This window comes from Pseudoduganella chitinolytica (assembly GCF_029028125.1).
GTDB lineage: Bacteria > Pseudomonadota > Gammaproteobacteria > Burkholderiales > Burkholderiaceae_D > Rugamonas > Rugamonas chitinolytica.
Window position 1 is genome coordinate 1,670,821 of record NZ_CP119083.1, and the last position, 22,685, is coordinate 1,693,505.

20 protein-coding genes are annotated in these 22,685 nt (G+C 66.2%); 12 read left to right on the forward strand and 8 right to left on the reverse strand.

Annotated elements, in window-relative coordinates:
* Positions 1–86: 86 nt before the first annotated feature.
* Positions 87–1,748, reverse strand: a complete 1,662-nt coding sequence (locus PX653_RS07240) for an FAD-binding oxidoreductase (protein ID WP_277417227.1) — start codon at positions 1,746–1,748, stop codon at positions 87–89.
* Positions 1,748–2,497 (reverse strand): N-acyl amino acid synthase FeeM domain-containing protein, encoded by a 750-nt coding sequence (locus PX653_RS07245; RefSeq protein WP_277417228.1) that lies wholly within the window; start codon positions 2,495–2,497, stop codon positions 1,748–1,750. The genes PX653_RS07240 and PX653_RS07245 overlap by 1 nt, the downstream gene beginning before the upstream one ends.
* A gap of 220 nt (positions 2,498–2,717) precedes the next feature.
* Between PX653_RS07245 and PX653_RS07250 the strand changes: the two genes are divergently transcribed.
* From PX653_RS07250 to PX653_RS07275, 6 genes are all read left to right on the forward strand, one after another.
* Positions 2,718–3,662 carry an EDSAP-1 family PEP-CTERM protein gene (locus PX653_RS07250; RefSeq protein WP_277417229.1) on the forward strand — a complete coding sequence of 315 codons (945 nt, stop codon included), beginning with the start codon at positions 2,718–2,720 and terminating at the stop codon, positions 3,660–3,662.
* 138 nt (positions 3,663–3,800) lie between these two features.
* Entirely contained in the window at positions 3,801–5,330 is a 1,530-nt protein-coding gene (locus PX653_RS07255) for an XrtA system polysaccharide chain length determinant (RefSeq protein ID WP_277417230.1), read from the forward strand.
* A 10-nt stretch (positions 5,331–5,340) separates the two neighbouring features.
* Positions 5,341–6,126: an XrtA-associated tyrosine autokinase gene (locus tag PX653_RS07260; protein WP_277417231.1), complete on the forward strand. Its 786-nt coding sequence runs from the start codon at positions 5,341–5,343 to the stop codon at positions 6,124–6,126.
* Positions 6,114–6,872, forward strand: coding sequence for a class I SAM-dependent methyltransferase (locus PX653_RS07265; protein WP_277417232.1), 759 nt, complete (start codon positions 6,114–6,116; stop codon positions 6,870–6,872). The genes PX653_RS07260 and PX653_RS07265 overlap by 13 nt, the downstream gene beginning before the upstream one ends.
* Positions 6,873–6,939: 67 nt before the next feature.
* Complete coding sequence (locus PX653_RS07270; protein ID WP_277417233.1) at positions 6,940–7,500, forward strand: GNAT family N-acetyltransferase; 561 nt, start codon at positions 6,940–6,942, stop codon at positions 7,498–7,500.
* Positions 7,501–7,601: 101 nt separating this feature from the next.
* Positions 7,602–7,862, forward strand: a complete 261-nt coding sequence (locus PX653_RS07275) for a hypothetical protein (protein WP_277417234.1) — start codon at positions 7,602–7,604, stop codon at positions 7,860–7,862.
* Positions 7,863–8,001: 139 nt separating this feature from the next.
* Here PX653_RS07275 and PX653_RS07280 read toward each other — a convergent pair whose 3' ends face one another.
* Positions 8,002–8,250 (reverse strand): helix-turn-helix domain-containing protein, encoded by a 249-nt coding sequence (locus tag PX653_RS07280; RefSeq protein WP_277417235.1) that lies wholly within the window; start codon positions 8,248–8,250, stop codon positions 8,002–8,004.
* Positions 8,251–8,271: 21 nt separating this feature from the next.
* Positions 8,272–9,201, reverse strand: a complete 930-nt coding sequence (locus PX653_RS07285; protein ID WP_277417236.1) for a hypothetical protein — start codon at positions 9,199–9,201, stop codon at positions 8,272–8,274.
* 194 nt (positions 9,202–9,395) lie between these two features.
* On the opposite strand from PX653_RS07285, the gene PX653_RS07290 reads away from it, so the two are divergent.
* A complete protein-coding gene (locus PX653_RS07290) occupies positions 9,396–11,378 on the forward strand; it encodes a peptidase U32 family protein (protein WP_277417237.1) in 1,983 nt (660 codons plus the stop codon).
* Positions 11,379–11,943: 565 nt separating this feature from the next.
* Complete coding sequence (locus PX653_RS07295; protein WP_277417238.1) at positions 11,944–13,008, forward strand: M35 family metalloendopeptidase; 1,065 nt, start codon at positions 11,944–11,946, stop codon at positions 13,006–13,008.
* A gap of 86 nt (positions 13,009–13,094) precedes the next feature.
* On the opposite strand, the gene PX653_RS07300 is transcribed toward PX653_RS07295, so the two are convergent.
* Both PX653_RS07300 and PX653_RS07305 read right to left on the reverse strand, forming a co-directional pair.
* Positions 13,095–14,039 (reverse strand): IS110 family RNA-guided transposase, encoded by a 945-nt coding sequence (locus PX653_RS07300; protein WP_371876465.1) that lies wholly within the window; start codon positions 14,037–14,039, stop codon positions 13,095–13,097.
* A 211-nt stretch (positions 14,040–14,250) separates the two neighbouring features.
* Positions 14,251–14,751 (reverse strand): hypothetical protein, encoded by a 501-nt coding sequence (locus PX653_RS07305; protein ID WP_277417239.1) that lies wholly within the window; start codon positions 14,749–14,751, stop codon positions 14,251–14,253.
* 127 nt (positions 14,752–14,878) lie between these two features.
* Between PX653_RS07305 and PX653_RS07310 the strand changes: the two genes are divergently transcribed.
* The 3 genes from PX653_RS07310 (at position 14,879) to PX653_RS07320 (ending at position 18,395) form a co-directional block, all read left to right on the forward strand.
* Complete coding sequence (locus PX653_RS07310) at positions 14,879–15,373, forward strand: arsinothricin resistance N-acetyltransferase ArsN1 family B (protein WP_277417240.1); 495 nt, start codon at positions 14,879–14,881, stop codon at positions 15,371–15,373.
* A gap of 107 nt (positions 15,374–15,480) precedes the next feature.
* Positions 15,481–15,966, forward strand: a complete 486-nt coding sequence (locus PX653_RS07315; RefSeq protein WP_277417241.1) for a hypothetical protein — start codon at positions 15,481–15,483, stop codon at positions 15,964–15,966.
* A gap of 92 nt (positions 15,967–16,058) precedes the next feature.
* Positions 16,059–18,395 (forward strand): putative bifunctional diguanylate cyclase/phosphodiesterase, encoded by a 2,337-nt coding sequence (locus tag PX653_RS07320; protein WP_277417242.1) that lies wholly within the window; start codon positions 16,059–16,061, stop codon positions 18,393–18,395.
* 231 nt (positions 18,396–18,626) lie between these two features.
* On the opposite strand, the gene PX653_RS07325 is transcribed toward PX653_RS07320, so the two are convergent.
* Entirely contained in the window at positions 18,627–19,190 is a 564-nt protein-coding gene (locus tag PX653_RS07325; RefSeq protein ID WP_277417243.1) for an SRPBCC family protein, read from the reverse strand.
* Positions 19,191–19,344: 154 nt separating this feature from the next.
* Positions 19,345–21,450 carry an elongation factor G gene (gene fusA / locus PX653_RS07330; protein ID WP_277417244.1) on the reverse strand — a complete coding sequence of 702 codons (2,106 nt, stop codon included), beginning with the start codon at positions 21,448–21,450 and terminating at the stop codon, positions 19,345–19,347.
* Positions 21,451–21,573: 123 nt separating this feature from the next.
* Between fusA and PX653_RS07335 the strand changes: the two genes are divergently transcribed.
* On the forward strand, positions 21,574–22,629 hold the full coding sequence (locus tag PX653_RS07335; RefSeq protein ID WP_277417245.1) for a phospholipase A: 1,056 nt from the start codon (positions 21,574–21,576) through the stop codon (positions 22,627–22,629).
* Positions 22,630–22,685: the final 56 nt, after the last annotated feature.

A 22,685-nucleotide genomic window follows, 5' to 3' on the forward strand; every position in this document is an offset into this window, starting at 1 on the left:
CAGGACAAAGAACGGAACCTGGGCTGGTCCCTGCCCGGGGACTGGCCCGGAAGGCCTGCCGACTCCGGCTGGACGACGCCAGTCTTTCATACCCGCCACATGCCGACGCCAGGCGTGTCACCGCCCCGCCCCGCATACCGCCCGGGCGCGATGATTCCGCCCGGGTCCAGCGCGGCCTTGAGCTGCCTGACCATGCGCCAGTAGGCGTCGTCGCCATTGTCGAGATCGGCCATCGACTGCAGGCCCACCCGGTACGGGATGTAGCCAGCCCCGACCAGTGTGTCGAACAGCTCGCGGTAGCAGCGCCGCGCGCGGGCTGCCTCGTCCGGGTCCTCCTTGTCGTAGGCCACCGTCAACACCCCGCCCAGCGCCCGTTCGTTGAGCATGCTGAACGTGGCAAGCAGGTCGAAGCGGTGCGCGTGGAAGACCGGTTCAGCCAGCGCATGCACGCGCAGCAGGTCGGCACCGCGCAGCGGCAGCACGGGCGACACCCACAGCATGCCGCAATTGTCCACGGCTGGATTGGCGCCGGCGGGAAAGTCCGGCGGCAAGCCACCGCGGCGGCGCCAGTACGCACCCGCCAGGAAGCGGCCGTTGGGGATGCCGCGATTCATCTCGAACAGCGAGCGGCCCAGCGCCACCTTGGCCGCAAGCCGGCGCCCGGGCCCGGTATTGCCCAGCAGGCGCGCGACGACGGCGCCGGCATCGAGCTTGCGTTCGTCGAGGAACTGGGGCCGGGCCGCTGTCGGCCGCAGTGCCCGGCGCACCGCCCGCCGCGCGGCGGCGACCTGTTCGGAGTTGCCGTACAGGGCGCCCGAAACCGTCCATGCACCGATGCCGGCGGCCTGGCGCAGGCGCGCGCGAACGTCCCCGGGCAGTGGGCCGCCGCTGCCGACCAGTTCGCGTGGATACGTCATGCCGCCGGACAGCACGCGCAGGTCATTGCCGACATGCAGGATGCTGCGCAGCGTGCCGTCCAGCCGCAACGGCCGCAAGGCATCGATGACGGGCCCGATCGCCTCGTGCGTGGGTACCGCGCACAGGAAGTGGTTCAGGGCGGCCGTGTGGGGCATCAGCCACAGGCCCAGGCTGGTAACAATGCCGAAGTTCGATTGGGTAAACAGCCCGTCGACATACGGACCCACGCCGTACGGATAGACGCGGCCGTTGACGGCCGACGGGAAATGGCCGAAGCCGGTATCCACCACGTCGCCGTTGGCCAGCACGATGCGCATTCCGGCAACGCTCTGGAAGCGGTTGCCGTACGGCGAATGGCCGAAGCCGCGCTCCAGGATATTGCCGACGAGGCTGGTATCCGGACCGGCGCCCGTGCAGTCCATCCACATGGGCAGCCGTTGCTCCAGCAGGTAGCGCGACAGCTGCTGCTGCGTTACCCCCGGCTCGATGACGACGTAGGCCAGTTCCGCGTCCGCCTCCAGGATGCGATTCATGCCCGACAGGTCGACGATCGCATGGCCATCCGCCAGCGCACAGGCGTCGCCGTAGCCCCAGTTGCGGCCTGCGCTGACCGGGTAGACGGGCACGCCCGCACCTGCCGCGACCCGGACGACCTGCACCACCTCTTCGGTCGTGCGCGGCTGCAGGACCGCCAGCGGCATGGTGCTCCAGCCGGCGGTGCTGGCGGCGTAGCGGGCCAGCACGGCGGGATCGGTCCCGACCCGCGCGCTGCCGAGCGCGGCGCGCCACGCCGCCAGCGCCGCCTGGGTGCCTGGCGCGGTGGCGCCCATCAGTCGTGGCCCTGGATCAGGCGCCCCGTGATGCCGGGCTCGTCGCGCAGGGGGAAGAAGTAGGGATAGAAGGAGCGTTCGCCGGGCGCCTGCTCCATCTGGCCGCCGAAGCGCCGGATCTGCTCGCCCATGCGCTCCAGCTCCAGCCGCAGCAGCACGGCCGGGGCGCCGACGCGCGAGCAGGGACGCTCGCCGCCGAAGTCGCGGAAGCCCAGCATGCGCTTGTAGAACATCACGTGGCGCGGATTGACCTCGATCACATAGTCGGTGTAGCCATGGATGTTGTGCGCATAGATATAGGAGATGTGGATCAGCGCGGCGAACACGCGCTTGCTGACGTCCTTGTCGATGGCGAGGCGCGACGGCTCGCACAGCCGGCGTGCCTGCCCGCGCAATTCGTCCAGCTTGTCGCGAAAGTTTTCATCGGCCGGCAGGCCCAGCGCCGGGTCGTCCAGGCACAACGACATGGTGCCGACGGTGGCGCCCCGCGTTTCCGCGTACAGCGTGATGCGGTTCGGCACGTGCGCCGTTTCCGCGTCCACGTCATAGCCCCGCCAACCGTACATCTTGCGCAGCAGCAAGCTGGCCGCCTCGCGCTTGCCGGCCGTGCTGGCCATGCGGATGTGGAACAGCTCCGTGTCGATGGGGTGGGTGTAGGCTCCCGCCGTTTCCTGCGGTTCGCGAATGACGAGGTCGCGCAGCGTCGCCGCCGCCTCGAAGGAAATGATGGTGTCGTCCAATGGCTGCACAGTTGCTCCTGGTGGTCTGAAGGATCATGCACATCAGACCGCTGTCGGCCAGCGAAGTTCCGCCAGCGTCGGACTTTTTTTCATTTTCTGCCGAGGCCGTGCCAGCCCAGCCGTAAGTCCCTGATTTCACGAGGCTTGCGCAGGTGGCACGAATGCTGCTGAACAGGAAACGTCGGCACAGCGACTGGGGCCGTAACCACCACCTTAGGAGTAGGACGCCATGAACATCATCAGGAAAACCTTTCTGGTCACGACAGCCGCCGCGACGCTGGGGATCGCCGCGATGGGCAGCGCACGGGCGGACACGTTCGCCACGGCCATTCTCGACATCAACAACTTCCGGCTGCTGCACTCGAGCGGCACGGCCTACAGCACAGCCGATTTCGCCACGCTGACCGGCACCAACAGCGCGCATGCGACGGCTTCGCTGAACGGCGTCTTCGCCAACGCCGCCGATACCCGTCCCATCCTGTCGGGCATCCAGCCCGATGTCGCCCACCAGTGCGTCGGCGTGCCATGCCCGGCCCTGGGCGAGAACAACTTCTCGCGCTTCGGCAACCCGCCGCCCGTGCCGGGCAACTTCGGCTATGCCGACCAGCGCCAGGTCGGGTCCGCGATCACGATCAACGGCACCCCGGCCGGCGCGCACGCCACCACTCGCGCCGATGCCTCCACGTCGCAGAATATCCAGGTCGCGTCCGGCAATTCCGACGTGGGAACGTCGACGACGTTCTCGTTCACGCTGGGCCAGTCGGACACGATGACGGTGTCGTTCGATGCGACGCCGTACACGGCCGCGTTCGTTTCCGCCGGTGCGGGCGCCACGTCCGATGCCAATGCGCGGCTGTCGTGGAACATCAATATCGTCGACCTGACGACAGGCACGTCGGTGTTCACGTTTGCGCCGACCGAGATCAACGGATCGGCATCCGTCAGCCGCACCGACGGCGATCCGGGCCTGTTGCAGTACAACAGCGCGGGCCAGGTGTTCTCGTTCCTCGCCACGACGCCCCTGCTGGCCGCGGGTACCACGTACCAGATCACCATCCAGCACAACACGCTGGCGAATGCCCTGCAGCAGGAGGTGCCGGAGCCGGCCACGCTGGCGATCGTCGCGGCCGGGCTGCTGAGCATGTCGCTCGTCAGCCGCCGTCGCAAGTTCTGAGGCAGGCGGCGCACCGTCGGAAAACTTGACGGTGTACCGCTCTTGACGCGTCTCAACCGCCCAGCGCATTCCAGCCGAGGTGCCACAGCCCAGCCATATAATTGCAAACGGACAGGTTGTGTTCCCGGAGAACCCCGAATGGAAGAGATCATCGCCCAGCTGCAGTCCGGCCTGAAAGGGATCTGGAAGTACCGCTGGTGGGGCGTCGCCGTCATGTGGCTGGTGGCGGCGCTGGGATGGCTCAGGGTGTTGACCCTGCCGGACGACTACCAGACCACCGCCCGGGTATATGTCGACACGCAAAGCATCCTCAAGCCGCTGCTGGCCGGCATGACGACCGTGCCGAACGTGGAACAGCAGGTGGCGATCATGAGCCGCACGCTGCTGAGCCGCCCGAACGTGGAACGCGTCATCCGCATGGTCGACCTCGATATCGCGGCCAGCACGCCCCGCGAACACGAGAAGCAGGTGGATGAGCTGATGCAGAAGATCCGCATCGGCGGCACCAGCACGTATGACATCTATACGATCAGCTACAGCAACCGCAATCCTCGCCTGGTGCGCGACGTCGTGCAGTCGCTGCTGACGATTTTCGTCGAGGGCAGCTTCAAGGGCAAGCGGGGCGAATCGGAAAAGGCCGTGCAGTTCATCGACGACCAGATCCGGGCGTACGAGGAAAAGCTGGTCACGGCGGAAAACTCGGTCAAGGAATTCAAGCTGAAGAACAACTTCCTGCTGCCGCGCCAGGGCATCGACTATGGCGCCCAACTGCTGATGTCGTCCGACGCGCTGAACAACGCCAGGCTGGAACTGGTGGAGGCGGAGCAGGCGCGCAACGCGATCGCCGCCCAGGCGGCCGGCGACGAACCGATCCTGGGGGCCGAGCCAGACCCGGCCATGATCGACAACCCCGAGCTGGACAGTCGTATCAATGCCCTCAACAAATCGCTCGACGCGCTGCTGCTGCAGTACACGGAGGCGCACCCGGACATCGTTTCCACGCGCCGGCTGATCGCCCTGCTGGAAGAGCGCAAGGTGCAGGACGCGAAGAAACGCATGACCTCGGCCGATCCGGGCAAGAACTACAGTCCCATGCTGCAGCAACTCAAGGTGGCGTCGGCCGAGGCCGACGCGCGCGTCGCGGCCGTCAAGGCGCGGGTGGCGGAAATGCAGTCGCGGCACGACACGCTGCTGCAGCACAGCAAGGCGGTGCCGGAGATCGAATCCCAGCTGGCGCAGCTGAACCGCGATTACCAGATCAACAAGGACAACTACGAAAAGCTGATCGGCCGCCGCGAGGCCGCCAAGCTGTCCGGCGACCTCAGTACGACGACGGAGATCATGAGCTTTCGCATCATCGATCCGCCCACCTTGCCCTTGCGGCCGACCGGCCCCAACCGTCCCCTGCTGTACAGCGCTGTCCTGGCCGTGGCGGTGCTGGCCGGCGCCGCGTTCGCACTCCTGATCAGCCAGGTGCGGCCAACCTACCTGAGCCCGCACGAACTGCGTGAGGCCACGGGCTTGCGCGTGCTGGGCACCGTTGCCATGAACTGGACCGATGCGCAGCGGCGGCGGCGGCGGCGCGACCGCGTCGGCTTCAGCGCGGGCCTGGCCTGCCTCGTCGCCTCGTATGGCGGCGTCATGGCCCTGGCGCTTCTCCATTCCTAGCGAGACCCGCATGATTCCGATCGACACGACCCAGCGCATCCTCACAGGCCCGCACACGCGGTTCGCGGAAATCGACCTGGCGCGCCTGCAGCAGCTAGGCATGGTGACGCACGAAGGAGGACGTTCGGGCGTAGCCGAGGACTTCCGCATCATCAAGCGCCCCCTGCTGCGCAGCACGCGGGCGGCCGACGGCCAGCTCGTCCGCCACGGCAACCTGATCGTCGTAACCAGCGCACTGCCGGGCGAAGGCAAGACCTACTGTGCCATCAACCTGGCGATGAGCATGGCGATGGAGCGCGACACCACGGTCCTGCTGGTGGACGCCGACGTGGCCCGGCCCTCGCTGCTGGCGGCGCTCGGCCTCGCGCCCCGGGCGGGCCTGATGGACGTGCTGCTGGACGACGAGCTGGACCTGGCAGACGTCATCCTGCGCACCAATGTGCCGGCCCTCAGCATCCTGCCGGCGGGTCGGCGCAACCGCCACGCAACGGAGCTGCTGGCCAGCCGGGGCATGACGCGGCTGCTGGAAGACATCGCGACGCGCTACCCCGACCGCATCGTCATTTTCGACTCGCCGCCGCTGCTGATCACGACGGAGGCCAGCGTGCTGGCTGCCCAGATGGGCCAGGTCGTGCTGGTCGTGGAGGCGGAGCGCACCACGCACAGCGCCGTGCGCGAAGCCCTGCGGCAGGTCGAGAACTGCCCCAACGTCAACCTCATCTACAACAAGACGGCAGCTGCCGGCGGTCCCGGCTACTACGGCTACTACGACCAGGAAGAACCATGCTCCCGATGACCTCGTTTCTGTTCCTGGCGGCGACGTTGCTGCTGTGTGGCTATACGCTGCACAAAGTGCGCCTGATCCACCTGTTGCTGCACGACGTGCGCGACCGTGCCCAGCGCGACAATGCGGGCCTGTTTCGCCAGCTGGAGGCGCTGCACGGCCTGTACGCGGACCTGGGGTTGCGGCACAGCCTGCCCGACACCCGTGGCTGGGCGGCATCGCCCGATTTCCTGCTGATGCTGGCCCGGCATGCGCTGGCCGAGAAACCGGGCATCGTCGTCGAGTGCAGCAGCGGGACATCGACAGTCGTCCTGGCGCGCTGCCTGCAGCTGAACGGCGCGGGCAAACTGTACAGCCTCGAGCACGAGCCGCGCTATGCGGCCGAAACACGCCGTCAGCTGGCCCGGCATGGCCTGTCCGACTGGGCCGTCGTCCTGGACGCGCCGCTGAAGGCGCAGGACTTCGGCGACGCCACCTGGCCGTGGTACAGCACGCACGCCCTGCCGGACGGCGCCGCCATCGACATGCTGGCCATCGACGGCCCCCCGCACGCGACCCGGGCGCTGGCCCGCTACCCGGCCGGGCCGGCCCTGTTCGGCCGGTTGACGCCAGGGGGCGCCGTGTTCCTGGACGACGCCAACCGGGAGGACGAGCAGGCCATCCTGCGCCGCTGGGCGGACGAGTATCCGGAAATGGAGCAACGCCAGCCCGCGTGCGAGAAGGGTGCCGCGGTGCTGGTCTACCGGCCGCGGGCCTGAGCGGTGGCCCGGTCGCGCCGGGCATTGCCTTCATGCTACGCTGACGGTTTTGCCCGGATACTCGGCCATGCCGCCTTATACGATCAATGCCCAGCCCCACCTGGCCGCCAGTCAGCTGTCTCACTGCGATTTCTCGTTCGACGTGACGGCGGTGGCCCTGCCGCCCTTCGACGGCGACGACATCGGTACCGTCGGCGCGGTTACGCCGTACCGCAAGGACTACGGCGGCGGCGAGGACCTGCAGCCGGAAGCCGACGGCGTGCTGCTGGTGGCGCGTGCGAAGGACCGTGCGCCGGACGGCCCGGCGGTCGTGCTGGGCTACCTGCTGGCCAGCCGCGACTGGACGGGCCTGGCACTGGTCGACGACGTGGCGGTGGATCGCGCCAGCCGCGGCCTGGGCGTCGGCCGGGCCCTGATGGATGCGGCCCGTTCCTGGGCACGCGCGGCGGGGCTGGCCGGGATACGGCTCGAGACGCAATCGACCAACCTGCCCGCTTGCCGCTTCTATGCCCGCTACGGGTTCCGGCTGGGCGGCGCCGACCGCCTGCTGTATGCGGGATTTCCGGCCCTGGCGCACGAAACCGCGTTGTTCTGGTACCTGCTGTTCGATGCGATGGACGTGGATTGACGAGATTGACGCCAGACGCGGCCGGTTCGCGCCGCGTGGCAATGCACTGAACGGTTATGTGCGCCACACTCGGGCGGCGCGCCCCGGCTTATCGTGCGCACATGGTGAATGTCTCTTCGAAAAAGCTCTATGCCATGCAGCGGATGTCGCGGGCGCTGGAGCGCGCGGCCGCGCAGCGGCCGTTTGGCAGCGTCACGGACCGGGCCCTGCGTTGGGCGGCCGCCTGGGGGATGGCTTCCGGCATCCGGGCGCCGCGCGCGCGAGTGCGGTTGCGCCGCAGTACCCTGGTCGGCGTGGCGCCGTGGGAACGCGATACCGATGGCGGCGACGGCGATGGCGAACCCCCCTCGCCTTTCTGGTAGCGCGGCTGGGGTATCTCATTCCGCCGTCCCGGCACAGGCGGGCGCCACACGGTTTCGGTTTCAGGCAACCAGGATGCAATCGTGCTCCTTGCCCGGCCCCCATGGCTGGCGCTACCGCGCCGCCGCCGCGCAGGACGGGTCAGGTGGCGCGAACCTTTTTGCGATTCCAGTAATACGTTTCGTCCGCTTCGACGATGCGATCGAGCGGCAGTGCCCGGGCTTCCTTGGTCATCGCCAGGAAGCGGTGGCGCCAGCGGAAGCTGGTGTTGCGGGGAACCCCGTTGGCCTTGGCCGCGCCCCGCACTGTCATCGAGTGCAGCATGCACCGCAGAATCGGCAACCATTTCTCGCGCAGGCGGATGAACGCGAGGGGCGTTTTCGTCAGCACGTTGAAGCACGGCGCCAAAGCTTACCGTGGCCCACCCTGCGCGCAATCGGCAATACAGAACGGCCGGGCGCGGCGCCGCTGGCGTGCCGCTGGGCTGCCGTCTTCGTTATCGCCCGGCATCCAGACGTCGTCGGTCACTTGGTACAGCAGGGGCTGGACCGGATCCGCGTGGCGTGCGAATGCCACCTCTGTCGCGCCCCGGAATGCCCATTTGCCCTCCGGGTCGGCATAGGAGTTGGGCGGTTCCGCCAGCAGGGTACGCATACCTTGCCAATCCTCGCTGACGTTGACGACCGCCAGGCAGCTGACGGGTTCGCGGCCGGGGCACAGCGCGACGGGTTTCTCATGGTAATAGTTGAGGAACAGCCAGCGGGCGCCGTTGCGCTTGGCGGGGTCGCCGGGGGCCAGGTACACGGCGCCGTCGACGACAAAGGCGCGTTCGCCAGTGGGCTTGCCGGTCTTCGGACCGATGGCATTGCCGGCCGCGTCGAACCGGACATGGAAATAGACGTGCTCGTATCCCTTGGCCTTGACGAGGTAGGGATTGCGCGCTGCCGCGTCCTCGACGGCGGTACTCTCTTCCGCACCCCTGCCGTCCGATGCGACGTACAGCCAGTAGCGGAACGGCCACGTTGCGGGCGCTGCCATGTCGGCGCCCGCGCGGAACGTGCTGCGGCGCACCCAGCCCGTGCCTTGGGTCGTTGCGCAGCGCACCCAGCCGTCGGCCGGCACCTGCACGCAGGCCCTCACGTCCTTCTCCAGGAAGATGGCAGGCTGGCCGTGCAGCACCGTGACCGGAGCCGCGTCGGTCTTGTTGCGGTACAGCTTGAGCGTGCCGTCGATGGGGAAGATCGGAGCGACGAGATCGTTGCCGAAATTGGTGTAGGTGTTGCCGGTAACGCCAGCGTGGGCCGCGGCCATGGCCAGGGCGAGCACGGCCGGGAGCAGCATGGTCTTTTTCAGGGCGAGCGATTCAGGCATGGTCGTGATGTTGCAAGAAATATACGTGAAGCCGCGTATTACACATGAGCCGGAAGGTTTTTGCAATGCCGGGTTGCCCGCGTCCCGCCGCGCGCGACGGCCCGGCGCCGATGACAGGCCCAGCCCGCACCGCTATAATCTGCGCCTTCGCCGAGAGGAATGCCATGTCGCTACTTGATCACCAGCTCGAACTGCTGTCACCCGCCAAAACCGCCGAGATTGGCCGCGAAGCCATCCTGCATGGCGCCGACGCCGTCTACATCGGCGGCCCCGCGTTCGGCGCCCGCCACAACGCCAGCAATCCGCTGGAAGACATCGCCAGCCTGGTGCAATTCGCCCACGGCTACCGCGCGCGCATCTTCGTCACGATGAACACGATCATGCACGACGCGGAGCTGGACCTGGCCCGCCAGCAGATCTGGCAGCTGTACGAGGCTGGCGTCGATGCCCTGATCATCCAGGACATGGGCCTCCTGGAACTGGACCTGCCGCCGATCCAGCTGCACGCCAGTACCCAGTGCGACATCCGCACGGTGGAGAAGGCGAAGTTCCTGGGCGACGTGGGCTTCTCCCAGCTGGTGCTGGCGCGCGAGCTGACTGTCGAGCAGATCCGCAAGATCCGCGCCGAGGTCGACACGCCGCTCGAGTACTTCATCCACGGCGCGCTGTGCGTGGCCTTCTCCGGCCAGTGCTACATCTCGCATGCGGACACGGGCCGCAGTGCCAACCGGGGCGACTGCTCGCAGGCCTGCCGGCTGCCGTATACGCTGTCGGACGGCCAGGGCCGCGTCGTCGCCTACGACAAACACCTGCTGTCGATGAAGGACAACGACCAGAGCCGCAACCTCGAGGCATTGATCGACGCGGGCATCCGCTCGTTCAAGATCGAGGGCCGCTACAAGGACATGGGCTACGTCAAGAACATCACGGCGCATTACCGCCTGCTGCTGGACGAGATCCTGGAACGCCGCGCCGGCGGACCGGGCGCCTTCGAGCGCGCCGCCAGCGGCCGCACGCACGTGCTGTTCACGCCCGACGTCGACAAGAACTTCAACCGCGGCCACACCGACTACTTCGCCCAGGGCCGCCAGGAAGACATCGGCGCGTTCGATTCGCCCAAGTACCTGGGCGTGCAGGTGGGCACGGTCACGAAAGTCGGCACCGACCACTTCGACCTGCTGGCGCAGGCGCCGCTGGCCAATGGCGACGGCCTGAACTACATGAACAAGCGCACGACCGTGGGCATCCAGGCCAACACCGTGCAGAAGCTGGGCGAGTCGGACGAAGGCCAGCGCTGGCGCGTCTACCCGAACGAGGTCGTCGCCACCCTGCCCGGCCTGAAGCCCGGCACGGAAATCTCGCGCAACCGCGACCACCAGTGGGAAGCGGCCCTGAACAAGAAGTCGGCGGAACGCAAGGTGGGCCTGCACCTGACACTCGCCGAGATCGACGGCGGCCTGCGCCTGGCCCTGCGCGACGAGGACGGCATCGAGAGTGCGCTGGCAGCGCAAGTGGCGTTGCAGCCGGCCCAGCAAGCGGCCCAGGCCGAGGCCGGGCTGCGCGCCAGCCTGGCCAAGCTGGGCAATACCATGTTCGTGGCCGACAGCGTCACGCTGCAACTGTCGCAGCCGTGGTTCGTACCGGCGGCGGCCATCAACGCCCTGCGCCGCGATGCCGTGGCCGCGCACGAGGCGGCCCGCCTGGCCGCGTGGGAGCGCCCGGCCCGCAAGGCCCCCGCCATACCGCCGGCCGTGTACCCGGACACGCAGCTGTCCTACCTCGCCAATGTCTACAACGACAAGGCCCGCGCGTTCTACCACAAGCATGGGGTGCAGCTGATCGACGCGGCCTACGAGGCGCACCAGGAGCCCGGCGAAGTGTCGCTGATGATCACCAAGCACTGCCTGCGCTTCTCGTTCAACCTGTGTCCGAAGCAGGCCAAGGGCGTGCAAGGGGTGCAGGGACAGGTGCGGGCCGAGCCGATGACGCTGGTGTCGGGCGACGAGAAGTACACGCTGCGCTTCGACTGCAAGCCCTGCGAAATGCACGTGGTGGGCGCGATGAAGCCAGGCATCCTGCGCTCCGCACCGCCGTCCGCGGTGCCGTACAGCCCGCTAACCTTCCACCGCCAGCGCCCGCGCGCCTGAGTCCCAGCCACAATTGACAATTGGGACAATTGGGGACAGCCTCCGATTTCGACAATTGGGGACAGCCTCCGATTACCGGGCAAACGGTGGAAAGGGAGGCTGTCCCCAATTGCAGTCCCCAATTGCACGATTGCGCCGCCAGCGCCCGCGCGTCTGGGTTGCCGCGACAATCGGGGACAGCCTCCGATTTCGGACATTGCGCATCGGAATCGGGGACAGCCTCCTATTACCAGGGACAGCCTCCTATTACCAGCGAACGGTGGAATCGGAGGCTGTCCCCAATTGCTCAATTGCTGTCCCAGGCAAACGGTGGAAACGGAGGCTGTCCCCGATTGCAGGGCCAACCTCACGTGCCTGGGAGCAAGCCACCCTGCTCAGCAGTAATGTCCCAAATTTAACACTTCCCGCCAATTTGTCCCAATTCTTCAGTATGTTGCGTTAAAACCGCGCGCACGATTGCGCACGTTTGTGACAATGTTGACGGCGAATAAAGCCCATGTGAGGATGAGGTCACGCCTGTGCCAACCCGGCCGGGCTCCCTCTCTACTCTTATCAGGAGATCTGCATGAGCTGGAATCACAAGGTCAAGATCGGCGCTGCCGTCATCGCTTCGGCATTCTGCATGTCCGCCTACGCGGCATCGGGCATCGTGGCAAGCATCAGCACGGACAAACAGTCGTTGGGTCCGTCGGACGACCTCGTCGTCAAGGTCACGCTGACCAACACCTCGTCCGTGCCGCAGCGCCTGCTGAAGTGGCAGACCCCGTTCGGCGCCATCGAGGAATCGCTGTTCGACGTGAGCCGCGACGGCGTGCCGGTGGCCTATGAAGGCAAGCACGTCAAGCGTCCGGCTCCACGCGCTTCCGACTACTTCACGATCCAGCCAGGCAAGTCGCATACCGCCACCGTCGAACTGTCGTCGCTGTACGACCTGTCCGCGTCGGGCGACTATGCCATCCGCTTCGTTACCAAGGCCGCGGACAACGCGACCGACAAGGGCGACAAGGGTGCCAGCGCCACCAAGGGCGCGCTGCAGGACGACGACCTGGTCAAGTCCGAATCCGTGCAGGTGTGGATCGAAGGCTCGAACATGAAGAAGCAGGCCCCCGCGCCGGTCGGCGAAGGCCTGACGTTCAGCTCGTGCAGCGCGTCGCAGCAGACGTCGATCACGTCGGCGATGTCGGCGGCCCGCACGATGGCCAACGGTGCCGTCAGCTACCTGAACGCCGGCAACCGCGGCACCCGCTACACGAAGTGGTTCGGCACCTACGACTCGGGCCGCTACGCGACCGTGCGCTCGCACTTCGCGGCCATCAAGGACGGCCTGGACAACAAGCCGGTCAACGTCGACTGCAGCTGCACGGACAGCTACTACGCGTACGTGTACCCGACCCAGCCGTACAAGATCTACGTTTGCAAGGCCTTCTGGAGCGCGCCAACGTCGGGCACCGACTCGAAGGGCGGCACGCTGGTGCACGAAATGAGCCACTTCAACGCCGTGGCCGGCACGGATGACTGGGCCTATGGCCAGTCCGCCGCTGCCTCGCTGGCAACGAGCAATCCTGCCCGCGCCGTGGACAACGCCGACTCGCACGAATATTTCGGCGAGAACACCCCGGCGCTGAACTGATCCGTCAGTTTGCCCATGCAGAGAGGCCGCGTTCGCGCGGCCTTTTTTTTCATGCGGCAACCCACCGGTGACAGCAACTGTCTTGATCAAGTTTGTGCGGGAGCTTCCCAAGGGGTGTTGTTGTGAACCATAGCGTTCATGGTGGTGAGCAGTTTGCGCATGCAAGCCACCAACGCTACCTTCTTCATTTTGCCCGCCTCCAGTAACTTCTGGTAGAAAGCTTGGATGACGGAGTTGTGGCGTGTCGCTACTAACGTAGCCATGTATAGAACGGAGCGCACGCTAGCGCGCCCGCCCCAAATGCGTCGCTTTCCTCGATGGCCCCCACTGTCGTTATTGAAGGGGCAAATGCCGACCAGTGCCGCGATCTCTCGCCGGTTCAGCTGCCCCAGTTCTGGAAGTTCGGCTAGCAGCGTGTTGACCGTAACCTGACCAACCCCGGGAATCGACTTGAGCAAGTTCGATTTAGCTTGCCAGATCGGGCTCTTCTTGATCGCATCGCCCATGTCTGTGTCGGCGTGTTTGACTTGCCGCTCCAGCCATTCGATATGCTCATCAATCTGCTTCGCTGTCTTCAGCGAAACCCTCGTCCTTCGATTTTTCTCGGCAGTGATCATGTCGACGAGCTGGCGCCGTCTGGTTAAGACCTCTTCCAGATCAAGCAACTCTTCGGACTTCAGTGCGCGGGGCTGTGGCTTGACCGCTTCGGCAAACCGGGCCAGTGCAAACGCATCGATCTGGTCAGTTTTTGCCAACAAACCGATAGCCTTCGCGAAGTCGCGCGCTTGGCGAGGATTAACGACGAAAACCTGCATACCTGCTCTGGCAAGCTCGCAGACCACGGGAAACTCCAGCCCTCCCGTCGCTTCCAGCACAATGCCCTTTGGAGCCAAAGGGGCAAGCGTTTCGACCAAGGCTTGCCGACCTGCTTCGTCGTTCGTAAAACTGCTCTTATGCGAGTGCGGATAGCCGTCCACGTCAAGCCGGTCCTTGCAGACGTCAATACCGATGTAATTTTCCATGACCTTAATCCCATCCTTACCGATACGGGGTCGAGCCCCTGGCAACTGTTCGGGTTACTAAAAGTCAGGCATGCCGTCGAAAGCTGTCACTCGGGCTTCGCTCCCACAGGCAAATCGGACTGGCATGCCTGTAGAGCTAGTTTACGTGGGATTCAAGATATAAGGCACCTATCGGCGGGTCCCACACCCGCAGCCAGGTGCCTGTCACTGCGCGTCCTGGTCAGCGCGCCGTGTACTTGAACGTCACGGCGGGCGCGACCAGCGCAGCGCCCGCACTGCCCGCCACCAGCGCCTGCACGTCGGAACCGGCCTGCCCTGCGTATGACAGCCGGTACTCGTGCGGGCCGGGTGCAAACGCGTAGGCGGGCGTGATGTCGATGCTGTGCCGGTGGGTGCCGCCCGCTGGCACGGCCAGGAAGTCCGCGGCCGTCAGCGGTCCCCGCTTGACCATCCGGCCCTGGTACGGTATCTCGGCGCCCGTGCGCGCATCGCGCACGTCGAACAGGCGGCCGTCGAGCTGGCTTGCCGACGCCAGCGCGCGGGGCACGTACACGGTCTGCTTGCCGCGGTTCTCCACCTGCACGTTGACGCGCACATGCCCGCCTGCCGTGTCCACGGCCAATCCAACGCCCATGTCCATCGCCTGTCCTTTCGTCTGTCCTTCCGCCTGTACTGGTCCACCGGTGCCGGCCGCCAGCACCACGGCCAGGACGGCGGTCATCGCCGTTCTGCCCACGTTCGCCTCCGATCCGTTGAGATACATCGAGTATACGCGCGACGCCGCCGGCGCGTTGACCTTTGCGTAACGCATCGCTATAGTCGAATGACAACAATTTCTGGAGTGCAGCATGCTCATCCGCGACGCCACCGCACTCGATGCCGCCGCCATCGCGGCCATCTACAATCCGTACATCCTGGACAGTACGATCAGCTTCGAGGAAGAGGCCGTCACGGCCGACGACATGGCGACCCGCATGGCCGCCGTACAGGAAGACGGACTACCCTGGCTGGTACTGGAGCGGGAGGGCGCCGTGGCCGGCTACGCCTACGCCACCAAATGGCGCGTGCGGCACGCCTACCGGTTTTCCGTCGAAACCACCGTCTACCTGGCGCCGGCACACGCCGGCCGGGGCGGCGGCAGCGCGCTCTACACGGCGCTGCTGGAACGGCTGCGCGCTGCCGGCTGCCACCTGGCCATCGGCGGCATCGCGCAGCCCAACGCGGCCAGCGTGGCCCTGCATGAAAGGATGGGCTACCGCAAGGTCGCCCACTTCGGCGAAGTGGGCTTCAAGTTCGGCCGCTGGATCGACGTCGGCTACTGGGAGCGGCGGCTGGACGACTGACGGCCACCGTTTCGATTCCCCGCAGCAACCTGCCGAGACAAATCGGCAACCGCGCCCTGTCCATCTGTCGTTATAATTGCCACGCGATTAACATGACAAGGAAGACAATGAAGAGGATCGCCCTGCTGGCAGCCGCGGCGGCACTCGCGGCCCCCATTGCCGCGTTGGCCAACCCGTTCCAACTGATCGAGTCGCAGCCGCTGGGCGAGCTGTGGGTCAATCCCGGCTTCTATTCGTACCACTTCCAGCGCGACAAGAACTTCGACGACACCAACCCCGGCATTGGTGCCGAGTATCGTTTCTCGACGGTCGCTTCCGCCACCGCGGGCCGCTTCCACAACAGCGACCGGGCCATCTCGAACTATGTCGGCATCTATTACCAGCCCGTGGCGATCGGGCCGGTGCGCATCGGTGCCGTCGTCGGCGGTTTCGACGGCTATCCGAAGATGCGCGACGGCGGCTGGTTCCTGGCCGCCATTCCCGTCGTCAGCGTGGAGTACGACAGGTTTGGCGTGAACTTTGCTATCGTACCGACCTACAAGGACCGCCTGCACGGCGCCCTTGCCATCCAGCTGAAATTCAAGCTGTTCTGATCGCCATCCTGCCCCGCCCCATGAATCACATCGCACCCCAGGAACAACAGCAACTGACGCCGACCACCTGTCCGTCCTGCCCCAGAAGTCCCGTGGACGACGGCAGTGCGCAACTGGCACGGCTGGCCGCTTACCTGGTCGGGCGGCCCGTGCCGCTCGAGGCGCTGGAGGACGAGCACGCCCTGCTGGCGCTGGCCCCGCCGGCGATGCCGGCCGCGCAGCGCCAGGCCCTGGCGGACCTTGCCGCGGCGGCCCGGGCCCAACAGGAACTGCGGCGCCGCCTGGCGCGCGCGGAAGGCTTCCTGAACGGCTTTGCCGACCACTCGCCGTCCCCCCTGTGGATCAAGGACCGTACCGGCAGCTACGTGATGGGCAACGCGGCGCTGCACGGCTTCTTCGGCGTGCCCACCGTGGTCGGCAAGGACGACAGCCATTTCTGGCCGGAAGACGTGCGCCGCAGCCTGGAGGAGCAGGACCGGGCCGTGCTGGAGAACGGCGAGGTGATCAAGACGATGGAAACCTCCAACGACGGCGCCCGCCACTGGCTCGTGCACAAGTTCCCGATCGACGTGGACGGCGAGCCCTTCCTGGGCGGTTCGGCCATCGACATGACGGAGGAAGTGGCCAAGGAACGGGCCCTGATCCGGCATGACAATTTCTATGTGCTGCTGTCGCGCCTGTCCGCCATCATTTCGCGCGCCCGCACGCTCGAGGCCCTGTGCCTCGACACGTGCCGCGAAGCGGCGCACCAGCCAGGGCTGGAGATCGTCGACATCAGCCGGCGCGACAGCGCCACGGGCGGCCTGAAGCTCTTCACCTCGGCCGCGCGCGACGGCAGCGAGCACGAATGGCGCGATGCCGACAGCGGCACGCCGGACGGCCAGGCCGTGGCCGACTGGTTCCTGCCGGCGCTGGCCGGCGCCGCCGTCGAGACCGGCCGGCTGCAGTTCACCAACGACGTCAACGGCGGCTGCGAGCGGCGCGACATCAAGTCGTGCATGGCCATCCCGCTGTTCGTCAACGGCAAGTGCTGGGGCGTGATCTCGTTCTACTCGACCCGGGCGGAATTCTTCGACAGCTTCTACCGGGAGCGCGCGGGCGAACTGGGTACCGAGCTCAGCTTCGGCCTGGAGCGCCTGGTCAATGCCCAGGAACTGCACCGGCTGGCGCGCACCAATGCGCTGTCCGGCCTGCCCAGCCGGCTGCACTTCGACGAAGAGGTCGCCGCGCTGGCGGCCGCCAATGCCAGCGGCACCGTCCTGCTCATCAATATCAACCGCTTCGACGAGATCAGCTCCGCCTATGGCAACACGGCCGCGATCGGCCTGATGCGCCAGGTGGCGCAGCGCCTGCGCGGCGAAGTGGCCGAGCGGATGGTGCTGTCGCATGTGGGCATCGGCCGGTTCGCGCTGTTCTATCCCATCGACGAAGCACGCTCGCCGCGCGGCTACGCGCACGACGTCATCATCCCGCTGCTGGAAGGGTCGTACCAGGTGGACCAGCACAAGATCTGGTGCACCGTCAACGTGGGCGCGGCAATGCTGCCGGAGGACGGCACCACGGCGGACGAGCTGCTGGTCAAGGCCTGGGATGCGCTGGCCGGCGCGCGCCACATGGAAGAGCACATCGGCTTCTACGATCGCGACGCCGACCACGCGCTGGCACGCCAGATCAGCATGGAAGCGGAGCTGCGCGATGCCGTCGAGCGGGGCGAGTTCGTCAACTACTACCAGCCCAAGGTGGACCTCAAGACGGGCAAGATCGCGGGCGCCGAGGCGCTGGTGCGCTGGCGCCACCCGCAGCGCGGCATCGTGCCGCCCGCGGAGTTCGTCCCTGTGCTGGAGCGCAGCGGCCTCGTCATCGAAGTGGGCCGCATCGTCATGCAAAAAGCCATGGAGGACTGGCGCGCCTGGTACGACGCCGGGCTGTCGCCGCCACAGATCGCCGTCAATGTGGCGCCGGCCCAGTTCCGCTGCGACACCCTGTTCGAGGACATCGAGAAAGCGCTGAACACGGCCGAGGCGCATCGGCGGCCGCTGTCCATCGAAGTGACGGAAAGCAGCCTGGTATCGGACCACCGCCGGGTCGTCGATATCCTGAAGCGCGTGCGCAACCTGGACGTGCCGGTGGCGATAGATGACTTCGGCACAGGCTACTCGTCGCTGGCCTACCTCGTCACGTTGCCGGTGGACGTGCTGAAGATCGACCGCTCGTTCGTCATCAAGATGGCGCAGGATGCCGGCTACATGGGGCTGGTGCAGACGATCGTGTCGCTGGCGCACAACCTGGATTTGACGGTGGTGGCCGAGGGCATCGAGAAGCCGGAAGAGGCGAAGCTGCTGAAGCTGCTGCGCTGTGAGTATGGGCAGGGCAATCTGTATGGCAAGCCGGTGCCGGCGGAGGAGTTTGCGCGCTTGCTGCAGCGCTGACACGGCGTGCCAGCGCTGGGGTCTTCCCCCGCAGGGGACGGACCCCGGTTTTGATCGCCGGCCCGGATAAAAACCGGGGACAGTCCCGGCGGGACAGTCCCCAACCTTCGACACGCCCAGGGCATCGGGCTCAGGGACCGTCCCCGCAGGGGACTGTCCCTGGTTTTAAAAACACCATGGCAGCGAACTTCGGACTCTGTCCCCGCTGGGGACAGAGCCAATCATCATGCATCAGTGGGTCGTCACCGGCTCACCCTGCCCGGCAATCGTGCCGCGCCACGCACCCGTCTCATGGCCGCGCGACTCGATCATTTCCTTGAAGCGCTTCAGGTTGCCGCGTGCCTCCACCCGCACGGCGCCCAGCGCGTCGCCGACCGCTTCGACGGGCCCTTCCGGCGTGTACGTCATCTCCAGCACGATGCGGGTCTGGTTCGCCCCCAGCGATTCGAACGTCACCACGCCGCTGTTGGGCGTCCCCGTCGTGCTGCGCCAGGCGATGCGCTTGTCCGGGATCTGCCTGACGATCTCGGCATCCCATTCGATCGGCTTGCCCATCACATCGGCCTTCCAGTGCAGGCGTTTGTTGTCCAGCTGCTTGATTTCATGCACGCTGTCCATGAACTTCGGGAACTCCTCGAACTGGGTCCACTGGTCGTACGCCGTGCGCACCGGCACGTCGACGGTAATGGATTCCTTCACGGACGAGCTGTTGCCCTTGGCGCCATTCTTCTTCAACTGTTTCGCGAGCAAGGCGCCGCCGACAGCCAGCGCCGCGAGAGTAACGAGTCGTTTCATCGAATCCTCCTCATAACGGTTACGGTTGGTCTTCCCCTGCCGGGCGCGGTGGCGCACGGCCAGGGCCAACCCGCATGGTAGTCCGATCGCGCCAAACACGGCATAGGCCGATCCGCAATCGTGCTGTAGGTCCTCTCTGGCAAGGCAGGCCCGCTCAGCCTTTGCGCCCTGTCGCGATCTGGTCCAGGATGTGCTTCGGCACGGCAGCATAGTGCTTGAATTCCATCGTGTACGTGGCACGGCCCTGCGTCAGCGAGCGCAAGGTGGTCGAGTAGCCGAACATCTCCGCCAGCGGGACCAGTGCGCGGATCAGCTTGCCTCCGCCGCCCGGGATCTCGTCCATGCCCTGCACCATGCCACGCCGGGTCGTCAGGTCGCCCATCACGTTGCCCATGAATTCCTCCGGCGTTTCCACCTCGACGTCCATCATCGGTTCCAGCAGTTGCGGGTCCGCGCGGCGCATGCCGTCCTTGAACGCCATCGAGCCGGCCATGCGGAACGCGTTCTCGTTCGAGTCGACGTCGTGGTAGGAGCCGAACGTCAGCGTGGCGCGCACGTCGACCACGGGATAGCCCGCCAGCACGCCGGAACGCAGGGTCTCCTGGATGCCCTTGTCCACGGCCGGGATGTATTCGCGCGGCACCACGCCGCCCTTGATGGCGTCGACAAACTCGTAGCCCTTGCCGTGTTCGAGCGGTTCCAGCTTCAGCACCACGTGGCCATACTGGCCCTTGCCGCCGGACTGCTTGATGAACTTGCCCTCGACGTCGGCCACGGCCTTCTGGATGGTCTCGCGGTAGGCCACCTGCGGCTTGCCGACAGTTGCATCGACGCCAAACTCGCGCTTCATCCGGTCCACCAGGATCTCCAGGTGCAGTTCGCCCATGCCCGACATGATGGTCTGGCCCGATTCCTCGTCCGTATGGACGCGGAACGACGGGTCCTCCTGCGCCAGCCGGTTCAGCGCGACGCCCATCTTCTCCTGGTCGGCCTTCGTCTTCGGCTCCACCGCCTGCGAAATCACGGGCTCCGGGAACACCATCTTTTCCAGCACGATCACGTGTTCCGGCGAGGACAGCGTGTCGCCCGTCGTCACGGCCTTCAGGCCGACGGCGGCGGCGATGTCGCCCGCGTACACGTCCTTGATCTCCTTGCGCTCGTTGGCATGCATCTGCAGGATGCGGCCGAGGCGCTCCTTCTGTCCCTTGGTCGGGTTGTAGACGCTGTCGCCGGAATGCACCACGCCGGAATACACGCGGAAGAACGCCAGCTGGCCGACGAACGGATCGGTCATGATCTTGAACGCCAGCGCGGCGAACGGGTCCTCGTCGGTCGGGTGACGCTCGATCTCGTTGTCGTCCTCGTCGTGGCCGGCGATCGCGGGCACGTCCGCCGGCGACGGCAGGTATTCGACGACGGCGTCCAGCATCGCCTGCACGCCCTTGTTCTTGAACGCGCTGCCGGCCAGCATGGGCACGATCTCGCTGCGGATCGTGCGCAGGCGCAGTGCGGCCTTGATTTCCGCTTCCGTCAGCGCCTCGCCGTTCAGGTATTTTTCCGTCAGCTCCGGGGTCGCCTCGGCGGCCGCCTCCACCATCGCCTCGTGCCATTTCTGCGCCAACGGCAGCAGGTCGGCCGGGATGTCCTCGTAGGTGAAATGCAGGCCCTGGCTGGTGTCGTCCCAGATGATCGCGCGCATCTTGACCAGGTCGACGACGCCCTGGTAGTGGTCCTCCGCGCCTACCGGAATCTGGATCGGCACCGGGTTGCCCTTCAGGCGCTCGCGGATCTGCTGCTGCACGCGGAAGAAGTCCGCACCCACGCGGTCCATCTTGTTGACGAACGCGATACGCGGCACCTTGTACTTGTTCGCCTGGCGCCACACGGTCTCGGACTGGGGCTGCACGCCGCCGACGGCGTCGTACACCATCACCGCGCCGTCCAGCACGCGCATCGAACGCTCCACCTCGATGGTGAAGTCGACGTGGCCCGGGGTATCGATGATGTTGATGCGGTGCTCGGGGAAATTGCCGGCCATGCCCCGCCAGAACGCCGTGGTGGCGGCGGACGTGATCGTGATGCCGCGCTCCTGCTCCTGCTCCATCCAGTCCATCGTCGCGGCGCCGTTGTGCACTTCGCCGATCTTGTGGTTGACGCCCGTGTAGAACAGGATGCGTTCCGTCGTCGTCGTCTTGCCGGCGTCGATATGGGCGGAGATGCCGATATTGCGGTAACGCTCGATGGGGGTCTTGCGGCTCATGAGGGGCTCCTAGGCTGTGACCACGGTGGCGCAATTCATTCTAGCAGCGAGCGTGCGCTGGCGTGCGACCGGAAGTCGGGCGCGTCACCTATACTGATGGGTTGATGCTTAACGGACATTATTATGACAATCAAATCAAGCTCCTCTCCTCTCCTGTTGGCCATAGCCGCCCTTGCCCCTTCCTTCGTCCAGGCGCAGGTCGCCAGCGACGCGCCGCAGTCCGTGACGGCGCCCGTCGAGCAGACGCTGGAGCGCTGCGCGCTGCTGGGCGACCCCACCAACCGGCTGGCCTGCTATGACGCGCTGGCCAAGCGGGCGCCGGTGTCCGATGGCGTCGTTGTCGCCAATGGTGGCGCCCAGGCGGCATCCCCGGCAACCGCCCGAACCGGCGTGCTGGTCGATCCCGACGCGTCGCGCCAGGCGGCCGCCGCCGCGCCAGCCGCGACGCAGGTCTCGCACCTGGTCCCGCTGTGGGAACTGGACGCGGGCAGCAAGCGCGGCGTGTTCAACATCCGCCCGCACCGCGACACCTACCTGCTGCTGGCAAACTACAGCAACAGCATCAACGACGGTCCGTTCAAGGAGTACACGCCGGCCGGCATCAAGTCCAAGCACGTGGAGCTGATGTACCAGCTGAGCTTCAAGATGAAGGCGATGGAAACGATCGCCGGCTCGCCCGTCGACCTGTGGTTCGGCTACACCCAGCAGAGCTTCTGGCAGGCGTACAACCGCAGCGCCTCCAGCCCGTTCCGCGAGACCAACTACCAGCCCGAAGTGATGGCGGTGGTACCGATCGGCAAGCGCCTGGGCGGCTTCGATTTCCGCTACGCCAGCCTGGGCGTGGTGCACCAGTCGAACGGCCAGACGGCGACGTTGTCGCGCAGCTGGAACCGGCTGTACGGGGAAGTGGGAGGAGAGTATGGCAAGCTGGCGGTGACGGCGCGCATCTGGAAGCGCCTCGACAACGACAAGTCCGACAACGACAACCTCGACATCGCCGACTTCATGGGCCATGGCGACGTGCGCGTGTCGTACCGCGACAATGGCACGGAGTATTCGCTGCTGGCGCGGCGGAATTTCCACACCAAGCACGGCGCCGTGCAGCTGGGCTGGGCGGCACCGATCCGCGCCAACCTGAAAGGCTACCTGCAGTTCTTCTCGGGTATGGCCAGAGCCTGATCGACTACAACTACGCGCAGATGTCGCTGGGCGGCGGCGTGCTGGTCGATTTTTAA